The 26,206-nt window shown below is 73.9% G+C and carries 24 protein-coding genes and 1 tRNA gene; 10 read left to right on the forward strand and 15 right to left on the reverse strand.

Annotated features, from left to right (window positions below):
* Window positions 1-120 precede the first annotated feature (120 nt).
* The 3 genes from ACFV8H_RS14630 to ACFV8H_RS14640 form a co-directional block, all read right to left on the reverse strand.
* On the reverse strand, window positions 121-2,142 hold the full coding sequence (locus ACFV8H_RS14630; RefSeq protein WP_380399621.1) for a carbamoyltransferase C-terminal domain-containing protein: 2,022 nt from the start codon (window positions 2,140-2,142) through the stop codon (window positions 121-123).
* Between the two features lie 131 nt (window positions 2,143-2,273).
* A complete protein-coding gene (locus ACFV8H_RS14635; protein WP_380399623.1) occupies window positions 2,274-2,783 on the reverse strand; it encodes an ATP synthase F0 subunit B in 510 nt (169 codons plus the stop codon).
* Between the two features lie 67 nt (window positions 2,784-2,850).
* Window positions 2,851-3,756, reverse strand: a complete 906-nt coding sequence (locus ACFV8H_RS14640; RefSeq protein WP_380399624.1) for an MBL fold metallo-hydrolase — start codon at window positions 3,754-3,756, stop codon at window positions 2,851-2,853.
* A gap of 290 nt (window positions 3,757-4,046) precedes the next feature.
* Here ACFV8H_RS14640 and ACFV8H_RS14645 point away from each other — a divergent pair, with 290 nt between their 5' ends.
* The 5 genes from ACFV8H_RS14645 (at window position 4,047) to ACFV8H_RS14665 (ending at window position 9,013) form a co-directional block, all read left to right on the forward strand.
* Window positions 4,047-5,312, forward strand: coding sequence for a beta-ketoacyl-[acyl-carrier-protein] synthase family protein (locus ACFV8H_RS14645; protein ID WP_380399626.1), 1,266 nt, complete (start codon window positions 4,047-4,049; stop codon window positions 5,310-5,312).
* A complete protein-coding gene (locus tag ACFV8H_RS14650; protein ID WP_380399628.1) occupies window positions 5,309-6,604 on the forward strand; it encodes a ketosynthase chain-length factor in 1,296 nt (431 codons plus the stop codon). The genes ACFV8H_RS14645 and ACFV8H_RS14650 overlap by 4 nt, the downstream gene beginning before the upstream one ends.
* A 44-nt stretch (window positions 6,605-6,648) precedes the next feature.
* The gene (locus ACFV8H_RS14655; RefSeq protein WP_375895220.1) at window positions 6,649-6,909 is read left to right on the forward strand and encodes an acyl carrier protein; all 261 of its coding nucleotides are present in this window, start codon (window positions 6,649-6,651) and stop codon (window positions 6,907-6,909) included.
* Window positions 6,910-6,938: 29 nt separating this feature from the next.
* Complete coding sequence (locus ACFV8H_RS14660; protein ID WP_380399630.1) at window positions 6,939-7,916, forward strand: SRPBCC family protein; 978 nt, start codon at window positions 6,939-6,941, stop codon at window positions 7,914-7,916.
* 83 nt (window positions 7,917-7,999) lie between these two features.
* Entirely contained in the window at window positions 8,000-9,013 is a 1,014-nt protein-coding gene (locus ACFV8H_RS14665; RefSeq protein WP_380399632.1) for a hypothetical protein, read from the forward strand.
* Window positions 9,014-9,134: 121 nt separating this feature from the next.
* On the opposite strand, the gene ACFV8H_RS14670 is transcribed toward ACFV8H_RS14665, so the two are convergent.
* Genes ACFV8H_RS14670 through ACFV8H_RS14680 form a run of 3 tightly spaced genes read right to left on the reverse strand, consistent with a single transcriptional unit; the run spans window position 9,135 to window position 11,200 of the window.
* The gene (locus tag ACFV8H_RS14670; RefSeq protein ID WP_380399633.1) at window positions 9,135-9,569 is read right to left on the reverse strand and encodes a nuclear transport factor 2 family protein; all 435 of its coding nucleotides are present in this window, start codon (window positions 9,567-9,569) and stop codon (window positions 9,135-9,137) included.
* A 46-nt stretch (window positions 9,570-9,615) separates the two neighbouring features.
* Window positions 9,616-10,386 (reverse strand): SDR family oxidoreductase, encoded by a 771-nt coding sequence (locus ACFV8H_RS14675; RefSeq protein ID WP_380399635.1) that lies wholly within the window; start codon window positions 10,384-10,386, stop codon window positions 9,616-9,618.
* 28 nt (window positions 10,387-10,414) lie between these two features.
* The gene (locus ACFV8H_RS14680; protein ID WP_380399637.1) at window positions 10,415-11,200 is read right to left on the reverse strand and encodes an SDR family NAD(P)-dependent oxidoreductase; all 786 of its coding nucleotides are present in this window, start codon (window positions 11,198-11,200) and stop codon (window positions 10,415-10,417) included.
* 209 nt (window positions 11,201-11,409) lie between these two features.
* Here ACFV8H_RS14680 and ACFV8H_RS14685 point away from each other — a divergent pair, with 209 nt between their 5' ends.
* Window positions 11,410-12,714, forward strand: coding sequence for a LuxR C-terminal-related transcriptional regulator (locus ACFV8H_RS14685; RefSeq protein ID WP_380399639.1), 1,305 nt, complete (start codon window positions 11,410-11,412; stop codon window positions 12,712-12,714).
* A 68-nt stretch (window positions 12,715-12,782) separates the two neighbouring features.
* Here the strand turns inward: ACFV8H_RS14685 and ACFV8H_RS14690 are convergent, their stop codons facing one another.
* The 6 genes from ACFV8H_RS14690 to ACFV8H_RS14715 all read right to left on the reverse strand — a co-directional run bounded on the left by ACFV8H_RS14690 (window position 12,783) and on the right by ACFV8H_RS14715 (window position 18,924).
* On the reverse strand, window positions 12,783-13,715 hold the full coding sequence (locus tag ACFV8H_RS14690) for an NADP-dependent oxidoreductase (RefSeq protein ID WP_380399641.1): 933 nt from the start codon (window positions 13,713-13,715) through the stop codon (window positions 12,783-12,785).
* An 11-nt stretch (window positions 13,716-13,726) separates the two neighbouring features.
* Complete coding sequence (locus tag ACFV8H_RS14695) at window positions 13,727-14,152, reverse strand: nuclear transport factor 2 family protein (RefSeq protein ID WP_380399643.1); 426 nt, start codon at window positions 14,150-14,152, stop codon at window positions 13,727-13,729.
* 31 nt (window positions 14,153-14,183) lie between these two features.
* Complete coding sequence (locus tag ACFV8H_RS14700) at window positions 14,184-15,203, reverse strand: methyltransferase (RefSeq protein ID WP_380399645.1); 1,020 nt, start codon at window positions 15,201-15,203, stop codon at window positions 14,184-14,186.
* 69 nt (window positions 15,204-15,272) lie between these two features.
* Window positions 15,273-16,412 carry an acyl-CoA dehydrogenase family protein gene (locus ACFV8H_RS14705; protein WP_380399647.1) on the reverse strand — a complete coding sequence of 380 codons (1,140 nt, stop codon included), beginning with the start codon at window positions 16,410-16,412 and terminating at the stop codon, window positions 15,273-15,275.
* A gap of 83 nt (window positions 16,413-16,495) precedes the next feature.
* Entirely contained in the window at window positions 16,496-18,430 is a 1,935-nt protein-coding gene (locus ACFV8H_RS14710) for a flavin-containing monooxygenase (RefSeq protein ID WP_380399649.1), read from the reverse strand.
* Window positions 18,431-18,447: 17 nt separating this feature from the next.
* Entirely contained in the window at window positions 18,448-18,924 is a 477-nt protein-coding gene (locus ACFV8H_RS14715) for a flavin reductase family protein (protein WP_380399651.1), read from the reverse strand.
* 248 nt (window positions 18,925-19,172) lie between these two features.
* Here ACFV8H_RS14715 and ACFV8H_RS14720 point away from each other — a divergent pair, with 248 nt between their 5' ends.
* The 4 genes from ACFV8H_RS14720 to ACFV8H_RS14735 are packed head-to-tail and all read left to right on the forward strand — an operon-like array spanning window position 19,173 to window position 22,977.
* Window positions 19,173-20,324 (forward strand): acyl-CoA dehydrogenase family protein, encoded by a 1,152-nt coding sequence (locus tag ACFV8H_RS14720; protein ID WP_380399652.1) that lies wholly within the window; start codon window positions 19,173-19,175, stop codon window positions 20,322-20,324.
* A gap of 60 nt (window positions 20,325-20,384) precedes the next feature.
* Entirely contained in the window at window positions 20,385-21,578 is a 1,194-nt protein-coding gene (locus tag ACFV8H_RS14725; protein WP_380399654.1) for a DUF6081 family protein, read from the forward strand.
* Entirely contained in the window at window positions 21,575-22,057 is a 483-nt protein-coding gene (locus ACFV8H_RS14730; RefSeq protein ID WP_380399656.1) for a lipocalin-like domain-containing protein, read from the forward strand. Before ACFV8H_RS14725 ends, ACFV8H_RS14730 begins: the two co-directional genes overlap by 4 nt.
* On the forward strand, window positions 22,054-22,977 hold the full coding sequence (locus ACFV8H_RS14735) for an alpha/beta hydrolase (RefSeq protein ID WP_380399658.1): 924 nt from the start codon (window positions 22,054-22,056) through the stop codon (window positions 22,975-22,977). Before ACFV8H_RS14730 ends, ACFV8H_RS14735 begins: the two co-directional genes overlap by 4 nt.
* A gap of 113 nt (window positions 22,978-23,090) precedes the next feature.
* Here the strand turns inward: ACFV8H_RS14735 and ACFV8H_RS14740 are convergent, their stop codons facing one another.
* The 3 genes from ACFV8H_RS14740 to ACFV8H_RS14750 form a co-directional block, all read right to left on the reverse strand.
* Window positions 23,091-23,669 carry a flavodoxin family protein gene (locus tag ACFV8H_RS14740; protein WP_375895178.1) on the reverse strand — a complete coding sequence of 193 codons (579 nt, stop codon included), beginning with the start codon at window positions 23,667-23,669 and terminating at the stop codon, window positions 23,091-23,093.
* A gap of 324 nt (window positions 23,670-23,993) precedes the next feature.
* Complete coding sequence (locus tag ACFV8H_RS14745) at window positions 23,994-24,818, reverse strand: BTAD domain-containing putative transcriptional regulator (RefSeq protein WP_380399660.1); 825 nt, start codon at window positions 24,816-24,818, stop codon at window positions 23,994-23,996.
* Between the two features lie 953 nt (window positions 24,819-25,771).
* Window positions 25,772-25,850, reverse strand: a tRNA-Lys gene (locus ACFV8H_RS14750).
* Between the last annotated feature and the right edge of the window lie 356 nt (window positions 25,851-26,206).

Raw genomic sequence — 26,206 nt, forward strand, 5'->3', positions numbered from 1 at the left:
GGCCGGCCGCTTCGTTGTTTTATCCCCCGCTGGGCGCCCGGGGGGCCGGGGGGGGGGGGGGGGGGGGCGCCCCCCCCCCCCACCCCCCGACCCGTTCCCCGAGACCCGTTCCCCGACGGCTCAGCGGCCCTTGCGCAGCGGGTTGATCACCCCGAACGCCCCGGTCAGCGTGGACGGGTCGACGAAGGAGCCGCCCGGCCCGTGGGTGCGGACGAAGTTGTCCACCAGCCCGGAGAACGACGGGTCCACCTTCGCCCGGTACGCCGCCAGCAGGTTCACCCGCTCCGGCGTGGACAGCTCCCGCTCGGCGCGCAGCTCGTGGCTGCGCGAGAGGTGGTACATGCCCTCGACGGTGTAGCCGGCGTCCAGCCAGCCCTGCCACAGCGCGTCCCGGTCCGCCTCCTGCCCGGCGAAGTGCTCCAGGGCGCGCGGCCGCGGCTCGGTCGGGGCCACCGGTACCGGCACCCCGGCGGTCGGCACCGGCTCGGCCCGCAGCTCGACCCGCCGCCCGCTCAGGTAGAGCACCGGAACGCCCTTGCGGACACAGAGGTTGAGCGCCTGCGCGGCCTGGTCGACGACCGCCTCGGCCTTGTCGTTGAGCGAGGTGTTGCACAGGATCGGCACCCCGGTCGCGGCCCGGAAGGCGTCCAGCGCCCGGTACAGCCGCGGGTTGGACGCCGCGGTGACGGTCTGGTGCCGGGCCGAGCCGTCCAGGTGGACGATCGCGGGCACCAGCTCCCGCACCTGCGGCCGGACCTGCACGGCCTCCAGCATGTACGGCGACTCGCGGTCGGAGGCGAACCAGTCGCCCGCGTGCTCGGCCATCACCATCGGCGCGACCGGCCGCCACCACTGGCGCCGCTTGTACGCGTTCAGCAGGTCCTTGACCTTCGGCGAGCGCGGGTCGCCGAGCAGGCTGCGGTGGCCCAGCGCGCGCGGACCGAGCTCGGCCCGGCCGTCCACCCAGGCGACCACGCCGTCCGAGACGTCGGCGACGAAGCGCTCGTCCTCGAAGTCCGTCACCGAGACGATCCACGGCGCGAACTCGGCCAGCGCCTCCTCGGTGTCCAGGACGTCCCGGCCGTAGTACGGGGAGGTGATCCGCAGCCCGGCGCCGTCGAGCGCGCCGGCCCCGTACAGGCCGAGCAGGCCCAGGCCGATGCCCTGGCCGGAGTCGTTGGCGCACGGCGGGGTGACCAGGCCGCGGAAGCCGAAGCGGTCCATCAGCAGGGTGTTGGTGGGGCAGTTGAGCGCGTAGCCGCCGGTGGTGGCCAGGTGGGTGTCCTCGGCGCGGATGCCGCCGACCTCCAGCAGCCGCTCCACGTTGCGGATCGCGACGCCCTCGCAGCAGCGCTGGATCACCTTCATCACGGCGCTGCGCAGGTGGTCCTCACGGCTGAGCGAGTCGTCCAGCTCCGCGTCGGCGAGCTGTTCCTCGGCCGCGTCCACCACCGAGCGCACCAGGTCGTGGGCGGCCTTCCAGGGCTGGGTCGCCGAGCCGCCGAAGAAGGTGACGCCGGCGATCGCGGCCTCGGCGTCGAACTCGATCGCGGCCGTCGAGGCGGAGGCGAGCGCCATCAGCGAGCCCGGCTCCAGCCCGAACACCGTCTCGGCCGCGGTGTACAGCGGCCCGGGGGACTCCACCGGCTCGAAGGTGATCCGGCCCCGCTTCACCACGCAGCCCGCGTACCAGTACGGGTTGGGGCGGCTCTCCTGGGCGTAGTCGGGCAGCGCGTCGATCGCCAGGCCGACGATCTGCCCCTCGCGGAACAGCGGGACGTCCCGCAGCACGCCGCTGAACAGGTGCGCCAGGCTGTGCAGCGGGAAGTCCTCCGCCCCGGCCGGCTTCGGCACCGGCTGCGCCTTGGGCAGGCCGGGCGTGCCCCAGGTGGCGGTGACGTCGTCGAGGGTCAGCCCCTCCTCGGCGAGCAGCGCCGACAGGAAGGCCGCCGAGCGGCCCTCGGTGTACAGCGGCCAGAAATGGTGCTTCTGCCCGCTGACCCGCTCCAGTTCCCAGACCCGGACGAGTTCGACGTCCGCCCCGTCCCGGCGCCACAGCGCGACGTTCTGGTCGTGCCGGACCGAGAAGACCGCACCCGGCCCCGGCGGCGTGAGATAGGCGGAAAGGAAATGCTCGGCCACGGTTACCTCTTTATCCTCGGTCTGCCAGGTTCTGTCAGGACGAGGTATTTCCGGCCCGTGCGCGAAGGGATGCCCCGGGATATCCGGTACCCCGCCCGGGCCGTTCGATGGGGAAGTCTCCGTGAGGTGGGTCAGGCCCGGGCGCCGGCCCCGGCGTCCTGCGCGGCGAAGAACTCGTCGGCGATCGCCCGGGTCCGCGGCAGCTCGGCGACCGGCTCGCCGATCACCCGCCCCGCCAGCTCCCCGGCCAGCCGGATCACGTCCTCCCGCAGCTCGGCCTCGGCCAGCACCCGGTCCGCCGCCAGCTGCACCTGCGCCTCGGCCAGCATCCCGTCCCGCAGCGCCTGCCCCTCGGCCCGCAGCCGCGCGATCAGCGCCGCCCCCTCCTCGGTGGCGGTCTGCCGGATCGCCGCCGCCTCGTGCCGCGCGGCGAGGAGTTCCGCCTGGAACTCCTCGTACACCCGCAGGGCCTCCGCCCGCGCCTCCTCGGCCCGCTCGACACCCCCCTCGGTGGCGTCCCGCCGCTCCCCCAGCACCTTCTCGATCCGCGGCAGCAGCACCGCCCCGAGGATCCCGAAGATCAGGAAGAAGCAGACGAGTCCGATCACCAACTGCGCTACATCAGGCTTCAAAGGTCCCATGGCAGCAGAATAGTTGAGCTCATGTCACGCATACCTGCCGGGGTGGCGGAGAGCGGCCCGGGGTCCGTCAGGCGTGGCAGGCCGGCAGTCCGCCGCAGTACTCCACCATTTCGGCGAAGAGCGCGCCCATGTCCACGGCGCTCTCCGAGCCGGGATCGGCGTCCTCCAGGTAGGCGCGGTGCAGGTTCGGCAGCAGGCGCTCCGCGTCGAGCAGCGCCGCGAACGGCCCGGGGCCGTGCGCGGCGGCCGTCTCGCGCGGCGAGCGGCCGGCCCGGCGGCCCGCGGCCGCGAGGTCCCGCACGTAGTGCAGGTAGTCCTCGGTGGCGTCCAGGAGTTCGGGGCCGCCGACCGGCCCGTGCCCGGGCACGACGGTCGTCGCGCCGAGCGCCCGCAGCTCCTCGACGGCCCGCAGCGAGCCGGCCAGCGAGCCCATCGGGAAGAACGGGGTGACGCCCGCCATCACCAGGTCCCCGGTGTGCAGCACCCCGTGGTCAGGCAGCCAGACGGCGGTGTCCCCGGTGGTGTGCGCCGTCCCGAAGTGCAGCAGCTCGATCCGTACGTCCCCGCGGTGCAGTGCGGTGCGGCCGGCGAAGGTGAGGTCGGCGGCCCGCACGGTGAGGTCGCCCCAGGAGACGCCGGGCCACAGCGTGGTCAGGTGCAGTCCGGCGGCGAGCGCCTCCCGCCGGGCGTTCTCGTGCGAGACGACCGCGGCCTCCGGGAACAGCGCGTTGCCGAAGCTGTGGTCGCCGTGCGAGTGGGTGTTGACGAGCAGCCCCGGCGGCGTCGCGCAGACCCCCAGCACGGCCGCGCGCAGGGCCCGGGCGCGGGCCTCGGTGGCCGCGGTGTCGATCAGGACCGCGCCGTCCCCCGTCGCGACCAGCCCGGCGTTGTTCAGGCACCAGCCGCCGTCGGGCTGCACATACGCGAAGACGCCCGCGGCGACTTCCTCCAGCGTGGGGTCCTGGGCGGGCATGACGGGCTCCCGGGGTGGTCGGACGGATGTCGGGGGCGTGCGACAGGCGCAGGCCCGGCCAAGCTCCCAGCCCCCGCTAGAGCCGGGCTCGACGACCGCCACAGCGGCCGGACCGGCACCTTCGGCCTGACCAGGCGTCAAGGCCGCTTCGAGTGCCGCTTGAGGCCCCGCTCGCACGCTGTTGGCGTTCCAGGGCCCCCGGGTCCGAAGACGGGCCCCAGGGCCCGTTCCCGTGCGGAAGGAGGACCGTCCGTGGTCCGCAGCAATCGAGGCCGTGAAGGAGCAGGACGATGACCCGAAGGGTGGTGATCACCGGCATGGGGGTGCGGGCACCGGGCGGCACCGGGACCAAGGAGTTCTGGAGCCTGCTGTCCGAGGGCCGTACCGCGACCCGCCGCATCTCCTTCTTCGACCCGGCCCCGTTCCGCTCGCGGATCGCCGGCGAGGTCGACTTCGACCCCCGGCTGGAGGGCCTGGGGGCGCGCGAGCTGCGCCGGATGGACCGGGCGACCCAGTTCGCCGTCGCCTGCACCCGCGAGGCCGTCGCCGACAGCGGACTGGACTTCGCCTCGCTCGACCCGCACCGGATCGGCGTGAGCCTCGGCAGCGCGGTGGCCGCCGCGACCAGCCTGGAGCGCGAGTACCTGGTGCTGTCCGGCGCCGGCCGGGACTGGCAGGTGAACCACGACTACCTGTCCCCGCACATGTTCGACTACTTCAGCCCCGGCGCGATGCCGGCCGAGATCGCCTGGGAGGTCGGCGCCGAGGGGCCGGTCACCCTGGTCTCGGACGGCTGCACCTCCGGTCTGGACTCGGTCGGCTACGGCGTCCAGCTGATCCGCGAGGGCTCCGCCGACGTGGTGCTCGCGGGCGCCGCCGACACCCCGGTGTCGCCGATCGTGGTGGCCTGCTTCGACGCGATCAAGGCCACCACGCCCCGCAACGACGACCCCGAGCACGCCTCCCGCCCGTTCGACGACTCCCGCAACGGCTTCGTGCTGGCCGAGGGCTCCGCGATGTTCGTGCTGGAGTCGCTGGAGTCGGCCCTGGCCCGCGGCGCGCACATCCACGCCGAGGTCGGCGGCTACGCGACCCGCTGCAACGCGTACCACATGACGGGTTTGAAGAAGGACGGCCGCGAGATGGCCGAGGCCATCCGGCTCGCCCTCGACGAGGCCCGGCTCGACCCGACCGGCGTGCACTACGTCAACGCGCACGGCTCGGGCACCAAGCAGAACGACCGGCACGAGACCGCGGCGTTCAAGCGCAGCCTCGGAGCGCACGCCTACGAGGTGCCGGTGAGCTCGATCAAGTCCATGATCGGGCACTCGCTCGGGGCGATCGGCGCGATCGAGATCGCCGCCTCCGTCCTGGCGATCGAGCACAACGTCGTCCCGCCGACCGCGAACCTGCACACCCCGGACCCGGAGTGCGACCTGGACTACGTCCCGCTGACGGCACGCGAGCTGCGGGTGGACAACGTCCTCACCGTGGGCAGCGGCTTCGGCGGCTTCCAGAGCGCGATGGTCCTGCGACGTCTGGAGTCCGCCGCGTGAGCACCCCCGCCACCGTCTCCACCCCCGCCACCACCGCCACCGCCGCCACCACCGCCACCGCCGCCACCGCCACCGCCGCCCCCGTCGTCACCGGCCTCGCCGTGCTGGCCCCCAACGGCTTCGGCACCGAGGCCTTCTGGGCCGCCACGCTGGCCGGCCGGCACGGCATCGGCGAACTCACCCGGCTGGACACCACCGGCCTGCGGACCCGGCTGGCCGGCGAGATCCGCGACTTCGACGCGACGGCCCTGCTGCCGGGCCGGCTGCTCCCGCAGACCGACGTGTCCTCCCGCTACGCCCTGGTCGCCGCCGAACAGGCCCTGGCGGACGCGGAGTTGGATCCGGACAGCCTGTCCGACTACGCGCAGGGCGTCTGCACCTCGACCGCCCAGGGCGGCTTCGAGTTCACCCACCGCGAGTTCCGGAAACTGTGGAAGCAGGGACCGGAGTTCGTCAGCGTCTACGAGTCCTTCGCCTGGTTCTACGCCGTGAACACCGGCCAGATCTCCATCCGCCACAAGATGCGCGGCCCCTCGGCGGCGCTGGTCGGCGAGCAGGCGGGCGGGCTGGACGCCCTCGGCCACGCCCGGCGCGGCATCCGCCAGGGCACCGCGCTGATGCTCAGCGGCGGCGTGGACTCCGCGTTCGACCCGTGGGGCTGGGCCGCCCAGCTGTCGGGCGGCCGGACCAGCCCGGTGTCGGACCCGACCCGCGCGTTCCTGCCCTTCGACCGGGACGCCTCCGGGCACCTGCCCGGTGAGGGCGGCGCGATGCTCGTCATCGAGGACGCCGGTTCGGCCGCCCGGCGCGGCGCGCCGCGGGTCCTCGGCGAACTCGCCGGGTACGCGGCGACCTTCGACCCCCGGCCCGGCTCCGGCCGACCGCCGGGGCTGCGGCGCGCGGCCGAACTGGCCATCGCCGACGCCGGGTTGCTCCCCTCCGACATCGACGTCGTGTTCGCCGACGCGGCCGGCAGCCCGGCGGCCGACCGGGCCGAGGCGGAGGCGATCACCGCGGTCTTCGGCCCGCACGGCGTGCCCGTCACCGCCCCCAAGTCGCTGTTCGGGCGGCTCGCGGCGGGCGGCGGACCGGTGGACACCGCGCTCGCCCTGCTGTCGATCCGCGACGGCGTCGTCCCGGCGACCGCCCACACCACCCACGTGCCGCAGGAGTACGGCCTGGACCTGGTGCGCGGCGAGGCCCGCCCGCTGCGGGTGCGCGCCGCCCTGGTGCTGGCCCGGGGCCACCGCGGCTTCAACGCGGCCCTGGTCGTCACCGCCCCCGGCCGCTGAACGGCGCCCGCACCACCCCCGACCACACCTCCGAGGAGAGACCCATGACCACTCCCATGACCGTCACCGACCTGCGCCGCATCCTGGTGGCCTGCGCGGGCGAGGGCGACGGCCCGGTCCTCGACGAGAACACCCTGGACACCCCGTTCGAGGACCTCGGCTACGACTCGCTGGCCCTGATGGAGACCGCCTCCCGGATCGAGCGGGAGCTCGGCGTCACCTTCCCGGGCGACGCGTTCGCCGACGCCGACACCCCGGCCGCGCTGCTCGCCGTGGTCAACGGCGCCCGCCCGGCCGTCCGCTGACCACCACCCGGCGAGCCGAGGAGAGCACCGTGCAGGAAGTCCCGTCCGGGAACGGACGCGAAGCGAACCACCGGATCCGCACCACCGAGCACCGGCGCACCGTCGCCGCACCGCCGGCCGCCCTGTACGAGCTGGTCGCGGACGTCACCCGGTGGCCGGCCGTGTTCGGCCCGACCGTGCACGTCCAGCACCTGGAGCACACCGGAGACCGGGAGCGGTTCCGGATCTGGGCCGTGCTCAACGGCGCGGTGAGCAACTGGACCTCCCGGCGGGTGCTGGACCCGGTCACCCGCCGGATCGACTTCCGCCAGGAGGTCAGCCGGGCGCCGGTGGCCTCGATGGGCGGCAGCTGGGAGTTCCTGGAACTCCCCGGCGGGCACACCGAGGTGGTGCTCCGGCACGCGTTCACCGCGGTGGACGACGACCCGGAGCAGGCCGAGTGGATCACCCGGGCCGTGGACCGCAACAGCCCGTCCGAACTCGGCGCGCTGGCCCGGGTCGCCGAGCTCGGGCACCCGGTGGACGAGGTGGTGTTCAGCTTCACCGACGAGGTCGCGCTGACCGTCGGGGCGGCCGAGGCCTTCGCGTTCGTCGACCGGGCCGACCGCTGGGCCGAGCTCCTCCCGCACGTCGACGAGGTGGCCCTGGAGGAGCCCGAACCCGGCGTCCAGCGGCTGGAGATGGTCACCCGCACCGCCGACGGCGCCACCCACCGCACCGCGTCCTGGCGGGTCCGCCAGGAGCCGGAGTGGATCGCCTACAAGCAGTCCACCCCGCCGGCCCTGCTGCTCGGCCACAGCGGGCTGTGGACCTTCGGCACCGACGCCCAGGGCCGCCCGGTCGCCACGGCCCGGCACACCGTCGCGGTCGACCCGGCGGCCGTCCCGGCGGTGCTCGGCCCGGGCAGCACGCTCGCGGACGCCCGGGCCCACCTGCGCGAGGCCCTCGGCGGCAACAGCCTGCGCACCCTGTCCTTCGCGGCCGGTGCGACGAACGAGGCCCGCTGACGCCCCACCACCCGGCGGTGCCCGGGGCAGTCCCGACCGGGGACTGCCCCGGGCACCGCCGCACCCTCAGGAAGGAACACCCCATGTCACCGTCGCACAGACGCACCCAGCGCACCTGGCTGACCGCCGCGGGGATCGCCGCGGGGATCTGCGGACTGCTCGGCACCGTCGCCGTGCTGCCGGCCGCCTCGGGCGCCGAGGCCGTCCAGGTGTGCCGGGCCACCCTCGACGGCGAGACCACCGACACCGTCGGCTCCGCCGAGGCCGACTCCGCGCTCGACACCGCCGGCGCCTACGCGGGCCCGTGCGCCGAGTACGGCCCGGCCGTCAAGGTCGGCAACGGGAGGATGCGCACCTACGCGCAGTTCTCCAAGGGCCGGCCGACCACCCTCGGCTTCGTCTTCGACCGCACCGCGCTCACCGGGCTGCCCGAGCCGCACACCACGGACCGCAAGGACTGCTACGACGTCAACGGGGACGGCCGGATCGACCCCGCGACCGAGTGCATCCACCACCAGAGCTACCCGTTCGACCTGCCCGGCACGTACACCAAGAAGTCCGGGCCGTTCACCTGGGCGCTGGTCAACTGGAACGCCGAGGGCCACGACCCGCAGGGCGTCTACACCGCCCCGCACTTCGACTTCCACTTCTACCTCCAGAGCCGCAAGGACCGGGACGCCATCCGGGTCGGCCCCTGCGCCGGCCCCGGCCTGACCAACTGCGACGACTTCGCCACCGCGCGCAAGCCCGTGCCCGCGAAGTACACCGCCCCGGACTACGCCGACTTCGGCGCGGTCGTCGCCAAGATGGGCAACCACCTGATCGACGGCACCGGCCCGGAGTTCCACGGCCAGCCGTTCACCAAGGCGTTCCTGTACGGGAACTACGACGGCGGGATCACCTTCTACGAGCCGATGATCACCTACCAGTGGCTCATCGACCTCAAGCCCGGCGACAAGGTCTGCACCCCGGTCAAGACGCCGGCGGCCTTCCAGCAGGCGGGCGACTACCCGACCAGCTACTGCGCCGAGTACCGGCGCAACGGCAAGGAGATGACGGTCTCGCTGAACGACTTCGTCACCCGCCGGGCGGGCTGACCCCCGACCCGCACCGAACGGTGCCGCACGACGACGAACCGCCCGGGCCGCAGCAGGCCCGGGCGGTTCGTCGTCGTGTCGGCGGCACGTACGGCGGTGCGTACGGCGGTCCGTCCGGCGGTCAGGACAGCTGGTCGTACGAGATGCTCCGCGACCGCAGCCGGATGCCCTGCTCCGTCACCGCGACCACGTCGTGCACCACGCAGCTCGGCCAGACCTCCGGCCGCTCCTGCGGCCGCACCCGGACGATCAGCGCGTACACCGTCGAACGGAGGTCGCCGTTCTCCAGCGGCTCCAGCACGATCTGGTTGAAGTAGTGCCGCCGCTGCACCGGGTCGTCGCGGAAGCGCTCGTGGAACGCCTCCAGCTCCTTCTCCACCCCGGCCGGCCCGACCGCGGGCTCGGTGCCGGGGGTGTGCTGGAAGGTGCCGTCCGCGGTGAAGGTCGCCGCGTACTCGGCGAACCGGCCGCCGTCCAGCGCCTGCATCTGACGGGCGTAGAACTGCTGCACCTCGGCGTACAGTTCGGCGCCGACGCCCTCGCGTACCGGACTCATCCGGTCCTCCTCATCGTCTCGACGGTCCCGGCCGGACCGGCCGGGGTCACCAGGGCACCGACTCGGTGGGCGAGCCGGCCATGCTGCCGTAGAACCCCCCGGTGGGCCCGTCCGGCCCGGTCAGCGCCAGCCACACCGGTACGTCGGCGCCCTCCTCGGGGCCGCGGGTGCCCCGGCTGAACGGCGAATCCGCGTTCAGGTCGGTGGCCACCAGGCCGGGGTTGGCCGCGTTCACCCGCACCCCGGCCGCGCGCAGCGCGTTGGCGTACACGACCGTGACGGCGTTCAGCGCGGCCTTCGACGAGCTGTACGGCAGCAGCCCGCGCGTGGAGATCGGGTTCTCCGGGTCGGTCAGCAGCGTCAGCGAGCCCAGCGGGCTCGACAGGTTGACGACCCGTCCGTTCGGCGAGCGCTCCAGCAGCGGCAGGCATGCCTGGGTGACGGCGACGTTCCCGAAGACGTTGACCTCGAAGGCCTCGCGCATCTGCGCCGCACCGATCCCGGTCGTCGGGACCCCCCACTCCACCACGATCCCGGCGTTGTTGACGAGCACGTCGAGCCGGTCCGCGTCGGCCCCGATCCGCTCGGCCGCCGCCTCCACCTGCGCCTGGTCGGTCACGTCCAGCCGGACGAACCGCGCGTCGAGGCCCTGGGCGAGGAGTTCGGCCTCCGCCGCCCGGCCGCGCTCCTGGTCCCGGGCGCCCAGGTACACCGTCATGCCCTCCCGGGCGAGCCGACGGGCGATCTCCTTGCCGATCCCCTTGTTGGCCCCGGTGACGAGGGCCACCTCGCCCCGGTGCGCCGCACTGCTGCCCATGCCGTGTTTCCCGTTCGTCCGGTGCCGATCAGTAATTGCCCAGCCCACCACAGACGTTGAGCGCCTGGGCGGTCGTCGCGCCGGCTCCGTCGCCGACCAGGTACTCCACCATCGCAGCGACCTCCTCGGAGGTGACGTAGCGCCGGATCGGTACCCGCGCGGTGATCCGCTCGAACACCTCCTCGGTCGGCACCTGCCAGATGTCCGCGTAGTGCTCGCGCACCCGCTCCGCCATCGGCGTCTCGACGAACCCGGGGCAGACCGCGTTCACGGTGATGCCGGTGGCGGCCAGCTCCAGGCCGAGCGCCTTGGTGAAGCCCACCACGCCGTGCTTGGAGGCCGAGTACGGGGCGCCGTGGACGACGCCCTGCTTGCCGCCGGTGGAGGCGATGTTGACGATGCGCCCCCAGTCCTTGCCCCGCAGGCCGCCGAGGGTGAGCACCGCCTTGGTCATCAGGAAGACGCTGTTCAGATTGGTGTTGATGACGTCGTACCAGAGCTCGTCCGGGATCTCGGCGGTGACCCCGCCGCCCGACCGCCCGGCGTTGTTGACCAGCACGTCGACGGTGCCGAAGCGGTCGACCGCGGCCCGGACGAAGGACTGCACCTGCTCGGGCGAGGTGACGTCGCAGGGACTGCCGTCCACGTCGTAACCCTTGTCCCGCAGGGTCTTCACCGTCTCCGCGAGCGCGTCCTCGCGCCGCCCGCACAGGTAGACCCGGTGGTTCAGGGCGCCGAGCCGCTCGGCGATGGTCAGCCCCATGCCGCTGGTGGCTCCGGTGACGATCGACACCGGTCGGTCGGTTCGTGCCATGTGTCGGCTCCCTCTCTCTCCGCTCGCTCCGGCCGGCCGGCCGGCGACTCGCAACGTGGAGACGGTCGCGCGCGCCGCTCGAACCTGGGTCGGACGGGCCTGGAGCGGAACGCCGCGAACCGGCCACCGCCACCGGACTGCTCCTCCGGCTAGCGGGACCTCCCCGAAGGAGCAGTGCGCGACGCCCGTCTCCCGGCTAGCGTGCGGTCATGGCACCCCTTCGGACGGACGACCCGCGACTGATCCTCGACATGGCCAAGGCCCTGCTGCGCGCGCCGCTCAGGGACGTGCTCCCCACCTTCTCCCGGACCATCGCCGACCTGGTCCCGCACCGGGCCCTGGCCATGCTGACCGCCGACTGCCCGAAGTCCGCCGCCTGGACGGCCGGCGACCCGGCACTCACCGAGCAGGTGACCACCGCCGAGATGGCCACGCTCTCCACCCACGTGGAGATCGGCTCGCCCTGGTCCGGCCGGGCCGTACTGGCCGGCGCGGCGCGCCCGGTGTTCGCCGTGGCCTGCGCCCCCGACGGATCGGCCGGGGCGCTGCTCGCCGTCGTCCCGGTGGACGACCGGGCCCCCGAGCCCGCCGTGGTGGACCTGGTCGACCGGCTCTGGGAGCTGGCCACCGCCCGGGTCGTCGACCTGCTGCCCGAAGCCGTCCCGGTCGACCTGTCCGGTGCCTGGCGGGCCGGCAGCGAGCGCCTGCGCATCACCAGCGAGCTCGCCGAGACCCACGCCGCCACCCTCACCGGCCTGCTCGGCGTGCTCCGCTCCCGCAGCCTGGACGACGCCACCGCCCGGCGCACCGCCGTCGACCTGGCCGTCGCCTCGCTCATCGAGCTGCGCGGCTCGCACAGCGACGAGCAGCTGCCCGACGAGGAGACCCTCGAGGACGCCTTCGGCCGGCTCACCGCCATGCTCGGCGCGCTCTCCCGCTACAGCGGACTGACCCTGGAGTACGCCCCGCCCACCCCGCCGGAGCGCCTGATCCCGTCGAACGTGGCCCGCACGCTCCGGGCCGCGGTGCGCGGCATCGTGCTGACCACCATGGAGCAGGGCGGGGTCACCCGGGTCCGGGTCGGCTGGGAGGCGGGCGGGGCCGAGCTGCGCGCGACCGTCCGCGACGACGGCCCCGGCCGGCTGGCGCCCGAGGCGCTGGCCGTGCACCGGCTCAAGGACCGGATCGCCGCCATGGGCGGTGAGTTGGAGGTGGACTCCGTCCCGCAGTGGGGCACCTCCGTGACGATGCGGCTGCCGCTCACCGTGCCCGACCGCGACCGGCCCCGCGAGGACCCGCTGACCGGGCTCAACCCGCGCGAACTGGAGGTGCTGCAGCACCTGGTGCAGGGGCACCGGAACCGGGTGATCGCCAACCAGCTCGGCATCAGCGAGCACACCGTCAAGTTCCACGTGGCCCGGATCCTCAAGAAGCTCAACGCCGACTCGCGCGGGGAGGCCGCCGCCCTCGCCATCGCGGCCGGCTTCCCCCCGGCGCTGTCGCTGGTGAACTGACGCCGAGGGGGCGGGTCCGCTCCGGACCCGCCCCTGCGCCCACGGCGGCTGCTCGGACCGTCACATGCTCAGACGGTCAGCACGAGCTTCCCCGTCGTGGAGCCGGCCTCGATCAGCCGGTGCGCCCGCGCGGCCTCGGCCAGCGGGAACACCCCGTCGACGTGCACCCGCAGCCGGCCCTCCTCGGCCAGCGCGGCGAGGGCGCCCAGCCCGACGTGGTCGGGTTCGGCGGTCACCGCGCTGAACTCCAGCCCGCGCCCGGCCGCTCCGGCCGGCAGCGCCGCGTCGTGCAGCTCCACCACGGTGACCAGCCGGCCGCCCGGGCGCAGCACGTCCAGTGAGCGGACGGCGGTGTCCCCGCCCACGGTGTCGAGCACCACGTCGGCGTCCTTCACCTCGGTGGTGAAGTCCGTCGCGCGGTAGTCGACGACCTGGTCGGCGCCGAGCCCGGCCACGAACGCCTGCTTGGCCGCGCTCGCCGTGGCGATCACCTCCGCGCCGCGGGCCTTGGCGATCTGGACGGCCAGGTGGCCGACGCCACCGCCGCCCCCGTGCACCAGGACCCGGTCCCCGCGGCCCACCCCGGCCGCGTCCACCAGCGCCTGCCAGGCGGTGAGGCCGGCGAGCGACAGCCCGGCCGCCTGCTCGTGGTCGAGCGCCGCCGGCTTGCGCACCAACTGCCGCGCCGGGGCGGCGACGTACTCCGCGTAGCAGCCGGCCTCGCGCGGTATCAGCGGCATGCCGCACACCTCGTCGCCGACCGCGAACCGCGTCACCCCGGGGCTGACCGCCTCGACCACGCCGGAGACGTCCCAGCCGAGGACGAACGGCGGCTCGCCGAGGAACGGCACGCCGCCGGAGCGGACCAGGGCGTCGATCGGGTTCACCCCGGCCGCCCGGACCCGCACCAGCACCTCGTTCACCCGCAGCCGCGGCCGCGCCAGCTCCGTCGGCTCCAGCACCTCGGGCCCGCCGAAGCGGCGTTGCGTGACCGCGCGCATGGCCGCTGACGTCACGGGGCGTCCGCGATCAGCTCGTCCAGGTCGGCCCCGGCGGGCACGGCCTGCGCGACGTCCCAGTGCTCGGCCAGCCGGCCGTCCGCGATCCGCCACAGGTCGGCGGTGATCACCGGCGGTGCTCCGGGGGCGACCCGCACGACGTTGTGCGTCCAGACCTGGTCGCCCTCGGCGATGATGCGCACGATCGTCAGCGAGAACTGCGGGAACGGGATGCCCGCCTGCTCCCGGAAGGTCTCGACGGTGCGGTCCCGGCCGACGCCGACGCCGTGGTGGTGGTTGACGAAGTCCTCGGCGAGCAGCTCCCGCGCCCGGTCCCAGTCCTTGTCGTTGTAGAAGGCGTCGATGAACCCGGTGACGAGCTCCTTGTTGGCCTTCAGATCGGCGTCGGCCGTCGGGCCGGCGGCTCCCTCGGTGCTCATGTGCTTCCCCTCCCCGGTCCCCAGGACCCGGTCACTTGATTCCGACGACGATCGAGTCCGGACCGACCAGGTGCTCGGTCCAGGTCCGGGAGAACCCGGCCTCGGTCATCCACGCGGTGCACTCGGCGGCGGTGTAGCCGAAGCCGCCCTCGGTGACCGCCAGCATGGTCAGGCTCATCAGCAGGGCGAACGCGTTCTGCGACCGGTCGTCGTCGATCAGCGAGTCGTAGACGACCACCGCGCCGCCCTCCGGAAGAGCTTCCCACGCCTTCCGCAGCAGGACCTTCTTCTTCTCCAGATCCCAGTTGTGCAGGATGTGGCCGAAGGTGATGACGTCGGCCTTCGGGAAGGGGTCGGCGAAGAAGTCCCCGCCGGTGAAGGCCAGTCGGTCGCCCAGCCCGTGCTCCGCCGCGTACTCCTCGAAGACCGGGCGGGACTGCGGCAGGTCGAAGCCGGTGCCGGTGAGGTGCGGGTTGGCCTTGAGCACCTGGACGGCGAGGTCGCCCTGGGCGGTGCCCATGTCGGCGAGCACCTGGTAGTCCGACCAGTTCACCTGGGTGGCGATCCGGGTGTTCGCGACGTGGCTGATGCCGGTCATCGACGCCAGGAACTGCTTGAGCCGCACCGGGTCCGCGTAGAGGGCGTCGTAGGTGTCCAGCTCGCTGTCGCGCGACTCGTCGTGCGGCTTGCCGGTGCGCAGCGAGTCGGTCAGGTTGTTCCAGATGCCGAACAGCCGGCCGTTGGCCATCTCCAGCAGGCTGCCGTGGTGCAGGTACTCCGGCTTCGCGCGGTCCAGGAAGGCGTCGGTGTCCGGGGTGTTGCGGTAGACGCCGTCCTCGCGCAGGAGGAGGCCCAGCGCCACCAGGGTGTCCAGGAAGTCCCGGGTGCCGCGCGGGTGCAGGCCCAGCCGGGCGCCCAGCGTGTCGCCGTCGGCGGGGGCCTTGGCCAGTTCGGTGAAGACCCCGAGCTCGACGGCGCTCAGCAGGGTCTTCGACGACTCGAAGCCCAGGCCGATCTGCAGGATGCGCTCGGGGGAGGGGGTGGTGGTCACGGCTGCTCCTCGATGGTCCGGGTGGTCCGGGTGGTCCGGTGGTTCAGGGGGTGTGCGGTCCGGCGGCGTTCAGCGGGTCTGCGCGAACAGCCGGGCGGCGGGCTCGAACTGGAGCGCCTGGTGGGTCGCGATGGCGTTGACGTCCCGCCACAGCCGCTGGAGCGGCCCGTCGGCGACCTGGCCGCTGGTGCCGGCCGCGCGGTAGAGCCGGTTGACGGCGGTGACGAGGGTGTCCACGACGAAGGCGCTGTCCCGGACGTTGCGGGCGGTCTCGGCCGGGGTCGGTGCCCGGTCCGCGTCGGCGAGTTCGGCGACCCGGCCGAGCAGCAGCCCGGCCGCGTCGATCTCGGCGGCGGAGCGGGCCAGCAGCATGTCGTAGCTCGCCTGGTTGCCGGCCGCGCCGGGGATGCCCGGTACGGCGGCGGCCCGGCTGCGGCCGCCGAGCGCCTCGGTCACCAGGGCGAGGGTGCCGCGGGCGGCGCCGAGTGCGGGCGCCACGAAGGTGAGGCCGTTCACGGCCGGCAGCGGTGCCAGCCCGGCCACCGGGGGCACCGCCGCCGGGTCGGCGGGGCGGCCGGCGAAGGCGGCGGCCCGGTCGGCGATCCGGGCCGCCGGCACGAACACGTCCTCCAGCACCGCGGTGTTGCTCCCGGTGCCCCGCATGCCGACGCTCGACCAGGTGTCCTCGACGCGGCACTGCGAGCGCGGCACGACGGCCAGCAGCAGTTGCTGTCCGCCGTCGGCCGCCGGCACCTTCGCGCAGACGATGACCCAGTCCGCGTGGTCGATGCCGCTCATGTAGGGCCAGCGACCGGTCACCCGCAGGCCGTCGCCCTCCGGGACGGCCTCGCCGAACGGGATGACGGAGGCGATCACCGCCGCGTCCGGCCCGTCGGCCCAGACCTGCGCCTGCCCCTTCTCCGGGAAGAACGACAGGAAGCGCGGGGACCCGGCGAACAGCGAGGCGCACCAGGCCGTCGCCGGGCAGGCCGCGCCGATCTCCGGCACGGTGACCAGGAGTTCGCCGAAGCCGCCGGCCAGGCCGCCGAACCGCACCGGCGTGAAGTGCCGCATGAAGCCGGCCTCGGCGATCGCCTTCACGGCGTCGGGGCCGATCCGGCGGGCCCGGTCCGTCTCCTCGGCCAGCTCGCCGGCCTGCCGGGCGATCGAGCGGGCGGCGGCGAGCCGCCGCTCCGGGGTGTCCTGCATGGCGTTCCCTTCCCTCGCGGTCAGTGGTGGTTCGGCGGGATCCGGTGCGGTCGGATCCGGTGCGGTCGGACCGGGTGCGGCGGTCACCGCGGCTCGTAGTCGGCCGGGTCGACCGCCCGGGTGCGCGCCCAGTACTCCTGGGCGGAGAAGGGCCAGTTGACGGCGGAGCGGCCGCCCTCGTTGTACCAACCGGCCACTCCGGTCCAGCCCCAGGAGCGCTCGGCGTTCGCGCCGTCGACCCACGCGTTGTACCCGTCGTGGACGTCGGCCCGGACGGTGAGGGCGTCGCGCCCGCTCGCCAGCAGCAGCCGGATCGCGTCGAGCACGTACCCGACGGCGCACTCGGAGAAGTAGACGATGCTCCCGCCCTGGCCGACCAGGTTGGTGTTCGGCCCGTACAGGCAGAACAGGTTGGGGAACTCCGGCACGGTGATGCCGAGGTAGGCCCGCGCTCCGCCCCGCCAGGCCTCCCGCAGGTCCAGTCCGCCGCGGCCGGTGATCCGCATCGGCGCCAGGAAGTCGGAGGCCTCGAAGCCGGTGGCGTACACGATGACGTCGACGTCCAGCCGCTCCCCGCCCGCGACGAGTCCGCTCGCGGTGACCCGCTCCAGCGGCGCCGTCACCAGCCGGACGTCGTCCCGCCGCAGCGCGGCCAGCCAGCGCCCGTCGTCGCGGAGCACCCGCTTGGCGCCCACCGGGTAGTTCGGGACGACCAGTTCGCGCAGTTCGGGCGCGTCGGCCAGCTGGGCCTCCATCGAGGCCAGCAGCGCCGCCCGGAGCTGCTCGTTGCGGGCGGACACGGCCCGCTCGGTGGGCGGGTGGTCGTGGTCGACGATCCAGCCCTCCAGGATGCCGTGCAGCCCCGGCGCGAACAGCCAGAACCGGTACCACTGCGCGTAGTACGGCAGGTGCGCGAAGAGCCAGGACGCCCCGGCGGGCATCGGCTCCCGGTAGTGCGGGGTGGGGCGCATCCAGGGGGCGTTGCGCTGGAACACCAGCACCTCGGCGGCGGTTCCGGCGAGTTCCGGTACCAGCTGGTAGGCGCTGGCCCCGGTGCCGACCACCGCCACCCGCTTGCCGGCCAGGTCCACCGAGTGGTCCCAGGCGGCCGAGTGGAAGGCCGGCCCGGCGAACGACTCCCGCCCGGGCAGGTCGGGCAGCCGCGGCCGGTTCAGCTGGCCGACGGCGCTCACCACCGCGTGGTGGCGCTCGACGGCGGTGCCGTCCGGCCCCGCGACGGTGACGTACCAGCGCGACTCCTCGTCCGCCCAGCGCAGTTCGGTCACCTCGGTGCCGAAGCGGATGTGCTCGGCGACCCCGGAGGTCTTCGCGAAGTCCCGCAGGTACTCCAGCACGGTGTCCTGGCGGCAGAAGTGGTCCGGCCAGTCGTGCCTGGGCGCGAACGAGTAGTTGTAGAGGTGGCTGGCCACGTCGGTGCGGCAGCCCGGGTAGGTGTTCTCGAACCAGGTGCCGCCGAGGTCCGCGTTCTTCTCGTAGATCACGTACGGGATCCCGGCCTGCGCCAGCCGGTGGCCGGCGAGCAGGCCGCTGAACCCGGCGCCGACCACGACCACCCGGAAGTCGGTGCCGGGGCGCAGCCCGTCCGCCGTCCAGCGGGGTGCCTTGGGGTCGGGCCCGTGGCCGGGCAGCACGAGTTCCTCGGCGAGCAGCGGCACCAGCTCCTCGGTGTCGCGCTCCATCGCCCAGGAGGTGATCGCCCGCAGCAGCTCGGGGCCGGGCGGGGCGGGCGGGCCGGGCACGGCGCCCGCCGCGCCGTCGCCGTCCCGCAGCCGGGCGAGGGCCGCCAGGGCGCTCTCCCGGGCCTCGGCCGCGCGTTCGGGGCTCAGTCCGCCCTGGGGGGCGAACAGCCAGCCGGGTGCGCGCAGGTCGTCGCGCAGCAGGGAGAGGTCGCCGGTGAGGTGCGCGACGGTCATCAGCAGCGCCGGTACGTCGGCGTCCGCCAGGTGCCGGCGCAGGGTCGCGTCGTCGGCGGTGATCGGTCGGGCGGTGTCCGCCATGGCAGCTGCCTCCGGTCTCAGGACGTCGGGGCCAGCGCGGCGAACCTGCGGTCGACGTAGACCACCGGCGCGCCCGCGGCGGCGAGCGTCTGGCCGACCACCTCGCCGACCAGGATGGTGTGGTCGCCGCCGTCGTGCCGGCTGTGCACGGTGCACTCCAGGGTGGCGAGCGCGTCCGCGACCACGACGTTGCCGCGGTCGGTGCGCAGGAAGCCGCCGCCGCCGAACTTGCGGGCGGTGCGGTCGGCGAAGCGCAGCGCCAGGTCGGACTGGTCCTGGTGCAGGATGCTGATCGCGAAGCGGTCCGTCCGCGCGAACACCGGGTGGCAGGTGGCCGACTTGGCCACGCAGGCCAGCACCAGCGGCGGCTCCAGCGACACCGAGCAGAACGAGCTGATGGTGAGGCCGTGCGGCGTCCCGTCCCGGTCCGTGGCGGTGGCGATCGTGACCCCGGTCGGGAACCGGGCCATCACGTCCTTGAACTGGTCTGTCATCCGACTCCGCCCCGTTCGAACCCGATTCGTCACGCGCGCCGCCCGGGCCGTCCGGCCGACGGCGGGCTGGGCACGACGTACAGCCTCCGGGCGCTGCCTCGATTGCCGCTCGAACCCCGATCGAGGGGATCCGGGCGGCGGCCGGACGCTCCAGCCGGGCTCAAGCGGTCCTCGAACCCGGGCGGAGAGCGTTCCGGGAGCCGCCCGCCCGACCGGCTGCGGCCGGTCCCGACCCTGGAGCAACCACCATGGACCTGACGTCCGAACTCGTGTCGGCCGCCCGCGAGACGGGCGCACTGGCGGCGCAGCGCGCCGACCGGGCCGAGGCCGCCCGCCGGCTCGACCCCGAGGTGGCCGGAGCGCTGGTCGCGGCGGGCTTCGCCCGGCACTTCGTGCCCAAGGCCTGCGGCGGCGACGAGGGCACCTTCCTCGACCTGAACCGCGCGGTGAGCGCGGTGGGCGAGGGCTGCACGGCGACGGCCTGGTGCGCGTCGCTCTCCGCCCATGTGTCGCGGATGGCCGCGCACCTGCCCGCCGCCGGCTGCCGGGAGGTCTGGGCGGACGGCCCGGACGCCCTGCTGGTCGCCTCCCTGACGCCGCTCGGCACGGCCCGCCGGGTGCCCGGCGGCTACCGGCTGGACGGCACCTGGCCGTTCGTCAGCGCGATCGACTACGCCGACTGGGCGCTGCTGGCCGCCATGGTGCCGGCCGAGGACGGCGGGCAGCCGCAGGCCCGGGTCCTCGCGGTGCCGCGCGACGCGTGGCGGACCGAGGACACCTGGCAGAGCGTCGGCATGGCCGCGACCGGCAGCAACAGCGTGACGGTCGAGGACGTCCTCGTCCCGGACGCCCGGTCGATGAGCCGGGAGGACCTCTTCACCGGCCGCGCCGCAGACTCGGACGCGCCCTGCCACGCGGTGCCGATGCAGGCCACCACGATGATGTTCGCCACCCCGGCCCTGGGCGCCGCCAAGGGCGCGCTGGCCGCGTGGACCGGCTCCGTGACGCCCAGGATCAGGGCGGCGGCGGCGGCCGGGCCGCGGCAGGCGCACGCCGGGATGCCCACCTTCAACCGGGCCTCCTACGACGTCACGCTGACCCGCAGCGCCACCGAGATCGACGCGGCCGAGCTGCTGCTCGAACGCGCCGCCCGCACCGCGGACGCGGCCGACGCGCTGAGCCCGCTGCTGACCATGCGGAACTGGCGGGACTGCGCGATGGCGACCGAGTCGATGGTGGGCGTCGTCAACCGACTGTTCCGCACCATCGGCACCACCGGCCAGTCCGTGCGCAGCCCGCTGCAGCGGTTCTGGCGGGACGTCAACTCCCTGGCCGGCCACCAGGGCCTCCAGGTGGAGTCGGCGTCGGTCGCCTTCTCCCGGCACGTCATCGCGCTCTGACCCCCTGACCTCTCACCGGCCGACCCCTCACCGGCCCGACCCCTCACCGGAGGACACCCCATGACCGTCAGCCGTCGGCAGGTCCTGCGCTCCACGACCGTCCTGACCACCACCGCCCTCGCGGGCACCGCCCTGGCCGCCACCGGCCTGGTCGGCACCGCCGCGGCCGACCCGGTCGGCGGAGCGCCCGATCCGGCCGACGGAGCGTCCGATCCGGCCGGCGGCACGGCGGAGCCCGACGCCGCCGGGTCGGCCGCGCGCCGCCGGGTGCTCTGGCGGGACGACTTCGCGAACGGCTTCTCGACCGACGGGCCCGGCGCCCGCTGGGCCTTCCTGCCGTTCGGCCCCACGATCGGCCGCGACGGCGTCGCCACCACCGACCGCCGGGGCCTGACCGTCGTCTCCGGCGCCACCAACCCGGCGACCGGCGAGCCCGCCTTCGCCATGACCGTCGGCCCGAACGACCCGAGCGGCTTCCCCGGGAGCATGGACCACGTCAAGTGGCTGGCCTATCCCAACCACCAGGCCGCCTCCGGCGTGCTGGGCTTCGACGCCGAGCCGGGCACCGAACTCTCCGGCGAGGCCGTCCTGTCGGCCTCCTCCTACGGCATGGCCGGCCACCCCTTCGGCGCCGCCGTCCTCGACCCGGCCGACGACCTCCGGCTGGCCGCGCCGGCGATGCCCGTCCAGGACCTGGAGACCGGCGTCGCCTTCGACTTCTTCCTCACCGACCGCGGGATCTACGCCGGGTACGAGCGGCTGCCGCACAACCGCCCGCAGCTCGGCGACTACGCCGCCTTCCTCTACGCGGTGCCGGTCGCCCGCCGCTGCCCGTCCGAGAGCCACCTGCTGCGGATCTCCTACGACCGCTCCCGCGGCCTGGCGACCTGGTACCTGGACGGCCGGGAGGTGTTCCGGGTGGACCGGATCGGCTACCGGCTGCCGGCCGGCCGCCGGCACATGCTGCTGGACCACGGCGGCACCGAGCAGCTCGTGGCGCCGCGCCAACTCGCCTTCGGCCTGGGGATGTTCAACATCCTGGACGCCGCGCGGGCGGGCCGCCCGGGCTCGGGCCTGGTCCGGCTGACCCCCGAGGCGGACCACTACCTCGACCCGGCCGTCGACACCCCCGCCCCGCAGCGCTTCGTGGACGACGCCGCCCTGCCGGGCAGCCGGCTGTGGGGCCAGGGCACCGCCCTGCGGGTCGGCGGCTTCACCGTCTCCGGCCGCCGCTCCCCGGGCGGTGCCGCGTGAGCCCCACCACCGGCCCCACCGCCGACCCCACCGCCGGACCGACCACCGGCCCGACCACCGGCCCGACCACCGCCGAGCTGCTGGTCGGCGGGTGGCAGCTGGACTCCTACCTCACCGAGGACGACGGCGAGTTCAGCGAGGGCCCGCTCGGCCCCGCACCGCGCGGCCTGCTGATCTACTCGGCCGACGGCCGGGTGTCGGTGAGCATGATGCGCACCGACGGCCCGCCGGCCGGCCCCGGCCGCTTCATGGGGTACGCGGGCAGCTGGCACCTCGTCGAGGACGACGGTGCCCCCGGCACCCGGGTGGTCCACGACGTCGCGGTCAGCTCCCACCCGTACATGGTGGGCAGCCGGCAGCTGCGCGACCTCACCCTCACCGGTGACGTGCTCACCCTCGCCGGCTCGGCCGGAGCGGCCGGCGGCCCGTCCGAGCGCCGGGTGCTCACCTGGTCCCGTACGACCGGAGGCGCCGCGTGAGCTACGCCTTCGACCCCGAACTCGCCCCGCTCGTCCCGCGCCTGCGGCCGCCCGACTACCGCCGCCCCGAGGCCGCGCGGACCAGCATGCGCGCGATCATGGCCGCCCAGACCGCCTACCGGCCCGAGCGCCCCGTCGAGGTGGCCGACCGCCGCGTCCCGGTGCCCGGCGGCCCCGAGCTGACCGTCCGGACCTACCGGCCGCTCGACCGGCCCGGCCCGCTGCCCGCCCTGCTCTTCCCGCACTGGGGCGGCTTCGTCACCGGGGACCTCGACACCCCCGAGATCGCCGCCACCCGGATCGCCGACCGGGTCGGCGCCCTGGTGGTCTCCCCCGACTACCGGCTCTCCCCCGAACACCCGTACCCGGCCGCCCTGGACGACTGCTACGCGGCGCTGGAGTGGCTGGCCGCCGAGGCGCCCGCGCTCGGTGTCGACCCCGACCGGATCGGCACCGCCGGGTACAGCGCGGGCGGCGCGCTGGCCACCGCCGCCGCCCTGCTCGCCCGCGACCGCGGGGGCCCGGCCCTGCGCTTCCTCTACCTGCTGTTCCCCCAGCTCGACGACCGGCTGGAGACGGTGTCCGCCCGGGCCTTCACCGACACCCCGATGCTGGACCGGCCCAACCTGGAGCTCAGCTGGCGGCACTACCTGGGCGGCGCCCCCGCCTCCGGCTACGCCGCACCCGCCCGCGCCGAGGACCTGGCCGGCCTGCCGCCCGCCTTCGTCGGCGTGTGCGAGTACGACCCGCTGCGGGACGAGGGCCTCGACTTCGCGCTCCGGCTGATCCGGGCCGGGGTGACGACCCAACTCGTCCACTACCCCGGGACGTTCCACGCCTCGATCGGCATCGACTCGGCCGTCTCCCGCCGCATGGTCGACGAGCAGCTGGCCGTCCTCCGGCGGGGGCTCCTCGACTGACCGCCGCGCGGGGCACTCCGGACAGGCCAGTGGCCCCGGGCAGTCGCGACTGCCCGGGGCCACCACCGCGTCCGGCCGGCTCAGGGGGTCCGGCCGACGCGCCTGCGACCGGATCAGCCGGCGGTACGTGCCCGGCGCAGGAGCGCGGCGTGCTCGGCGACGCGCTGCCCGAGGTGGGCACCGGTCAGCAGGTCGGACTTCGGCAGCTCCTCCGGCCCCGCGTCACCCGGGCAGCGCGCCATCACACCGAGCCAGCCGCCGATCCGGTTCAGCTCGTCGTCGCCGTTGCCGGGCAGCAGGTCGAGGTTGACCCAGTGCATGCCGTGCTGGGCCGCGAGCAGCGTGAAGTACTGGAGGGTGTGCAGCTTGTCGCCGCTCAGCGCACCGGAGGTGGTGAAGCCGGCGGCGATCTTGTCCTTCCAGGTCTGGGCGTACCAGCGACCGCTGCTCTCCTGCGCGAAGGCGTGGAACTTGCCGCTGGCGGAGCCCATGTAGGTCGGCGAGCCGAAGATGATCGCGTCGGCCGCGTCCAGCTTCTGCCACGCCTCGTCGCCGAGTTCCTCCAGCGAAATCAATTCCGCCGTCACGCCCGACACACCCGCCGCACCCTCCCGGACCGCCTCGGCCAGCCGCTGGGTGTGCCCGTAACCACTGTGGTACGCAATCGCAACGGAAATCGAGCCGTCAGTCATATCCGCTCCTCCACCATTCACACCTCGGCCCGCCCTTTTCGGCGGCGCCCGGAATAGCCTCGCAGTCCGATGGAGGAGTGGGTACTAGCCTTTGGTCCGGTCCGACCTGCCCGAAAGGATTGACGCATTTCCGCCGCAGCCGGCCGTTCGGGGCGAACGGCGGGAGCCCGGGCCGGCCGCACGGCCATCCCGGGCTCCCGTTTCTCCGACGTCGGCTTCGCGGCCTCGTGCGGGCCCGGCCCGCGGATCGGCCGCTACCCGACGCCGATCCGACCTGCCGTGCCCCGCTCTGCCGCCGCTCCACCGCCGCTCCGCCCCGGTCGGCTAGCCCGCCCGGCGCATCGGCACCACGCCCACGCCGGGCGCGTCCCGCAGCGGCTCGTTGCGCAGCACCGCGAGGTGCAGCCGCTGGAGCCGCGGTGACGGCTCGACGCCGAGTTCGGCGTCCAGCGTCCGGCGCAGCCGCTGGTAGGCCTCCAGGGCCCGCCAGGCACCGCCCGAGCGGTAGAGCGCGGTCATGAACTGGGCGCAGAAGCCCTCGTCCATGGGGTGCTGCGCGGTGAGCATCCGGAGCTCACCGATCAGCTCGGAGTGCCGTCCGAGCTGGAGGTCCGCCTCGATCCGCAGCGCCTGGACCTGGAGGAACGCTTCCTCCAGCCGCAGCGTCTCCATTTCGAGCGAGCGCCCGACCGTCACGTCCGCGAAGGCCGGCCCGCGCCACAGCACGAGCGCCGAGGCCAGTTCGGCCGACGCCGTCCGCGGATCGCACCGCTCCATCGCGTCGCGGCCCCGGGCCGCCAGCCGGTCGAACTCCCTGAGGTCGCTGCTCTCGACCGGACAGGTGAGCTGGTAGCTGCCGAAGCGGGTGGCCAGCACGTCCTTGGCACTCCCGGCCGCCCGCTCCTCGCCCTCCCCGAGCGCCTGGGCGATCCTGCGGCGCAGCTGGAGGATGTACGTCTGCAGCGTCGTGGCGGCGCTGCGCGGGATGGACTCGTCCCAGATCTCGGCCATGAGCGTCGGGACCTGGACGGCACGATCGGCCCGCAGGGCGAGTAGCGTCAACAGCTGACGCGGCTTCCCCGCACTGGGCAAGATTGATTCACCATTCAACCGAATTACCGTCGGCCCGAGAAAAGCGATTTCCAGCATGTCCCCCCCGTGAGCTGCCAGGTGTCGATTACGCGACGACTGAACGGCTCGTTGCCCTAAGTCGGTTCAATCGCCGCCGCAAGAGGATGCCGAGTCCGCCGACCCCGGCCGTCGGTCATTTTTCGATGATGACCACTGATTGGCATATTAACCGACGCGACGCCAATTCCTAGACCCTCACTCCGGCGCGTCCCGCCCCCGTACCAGCATGCCACTCGAAGCACACATCCCTGCTATATCGCCCGATTCACCGCAATCGAGAAAAAATAGAGGGACGGGTTCCGGATATCACCACGACTACCCACCGCAATTCCGCCCGGCCCGCCGCTCGCCCCGTCGAAACCGCCCCGTCGGCATCAGCCGTGCTGAGGGCCCCTCCGCACCTCCGGGGCCAGCGCCCCACTCCCCGGATTCCCCGCCCCTTCCCGGTCACCGTACGTACACGACCCCGCGGATCCGGCCGAACTCCCCCCTCCGATTCGCGGGCTCCGGCGTGACCAACGTCACAAGATCCGGGGGCTCGACAACCGGCCGTCCACGCTCTCTGCACCGACCCGCCCGAACGTCCGTTCCGGCTGCTCGGGCGCCTCCTCCGCACCCCTTCGCACCCCTCCCGGACGGGTGCGGACGGTATTCGCCGACCGACGACGAGGATCGCCGAACTTCCCATTCACATCAGCTGATTGGCCTCGCGTCACGGAACACCGCACACCGGTTCGGGCCGCGCCGCGAGGGTGTTTTCCCGGCATGTTCACATCCGAATGCGCGACCTTTGAACTGATGTCGCATCAACTCCCGTTTGCCATCGGCCCGCAGTCGCGGTCGCGTCACCGCAGCAACACCGCCGCAGCGCGGTCGCACCGCTGGCTGCACACGGTCAGGAATTGCGGCGATCGCGCCGGGAGGAATGAAGAAGACCCAGGTCGGATGGCATCCTCCCCGGGTCCGGACGGTGGGCCACCAGGGGCTCGAACCCTGAACCTACGGATTAAAAGTCCGCAAGTCCGAGTATTGGGCTGGCATCCCTGGCTCCATCTGCGTCCACGTCAGTCCACGTTTCCGCAGGTCACACACTGTTACGGCTTACCTGTCGTCCATGCCAGTCTACTCCGGTCCACCCTCGGATCAGGCGGTTCCGTCCCCGCTTCGTCCCCGCTCCGTCCCCGCAACGTCCCCGCGCTGGCCGCCAGCTGGGCAGGCGAAGCGCTACCACCGGACGTGACCAGGCGCGATGCTGGGCCGGAAACCCAGCGGCTTCGGATCTTCCAACACGAGGGGCGAGGATTCCATCCCCCTCGGTGGACCAGGAACCAAGCTACCTGATCATGACCCGAGCTGGGCTGGCTTCTTGGTGTCGGGCGGGGCATGAGGTCCCGTCGGGCTCGCCG

This window comes from Kitasatospora sp. NPDC059827 (assembly GCF_042731675.1).
Lineage (GTDB): Bacteria > Actinomycetota > Actinomycetes > Streptomycetales > Streptomycetaceae > Kitasatospora.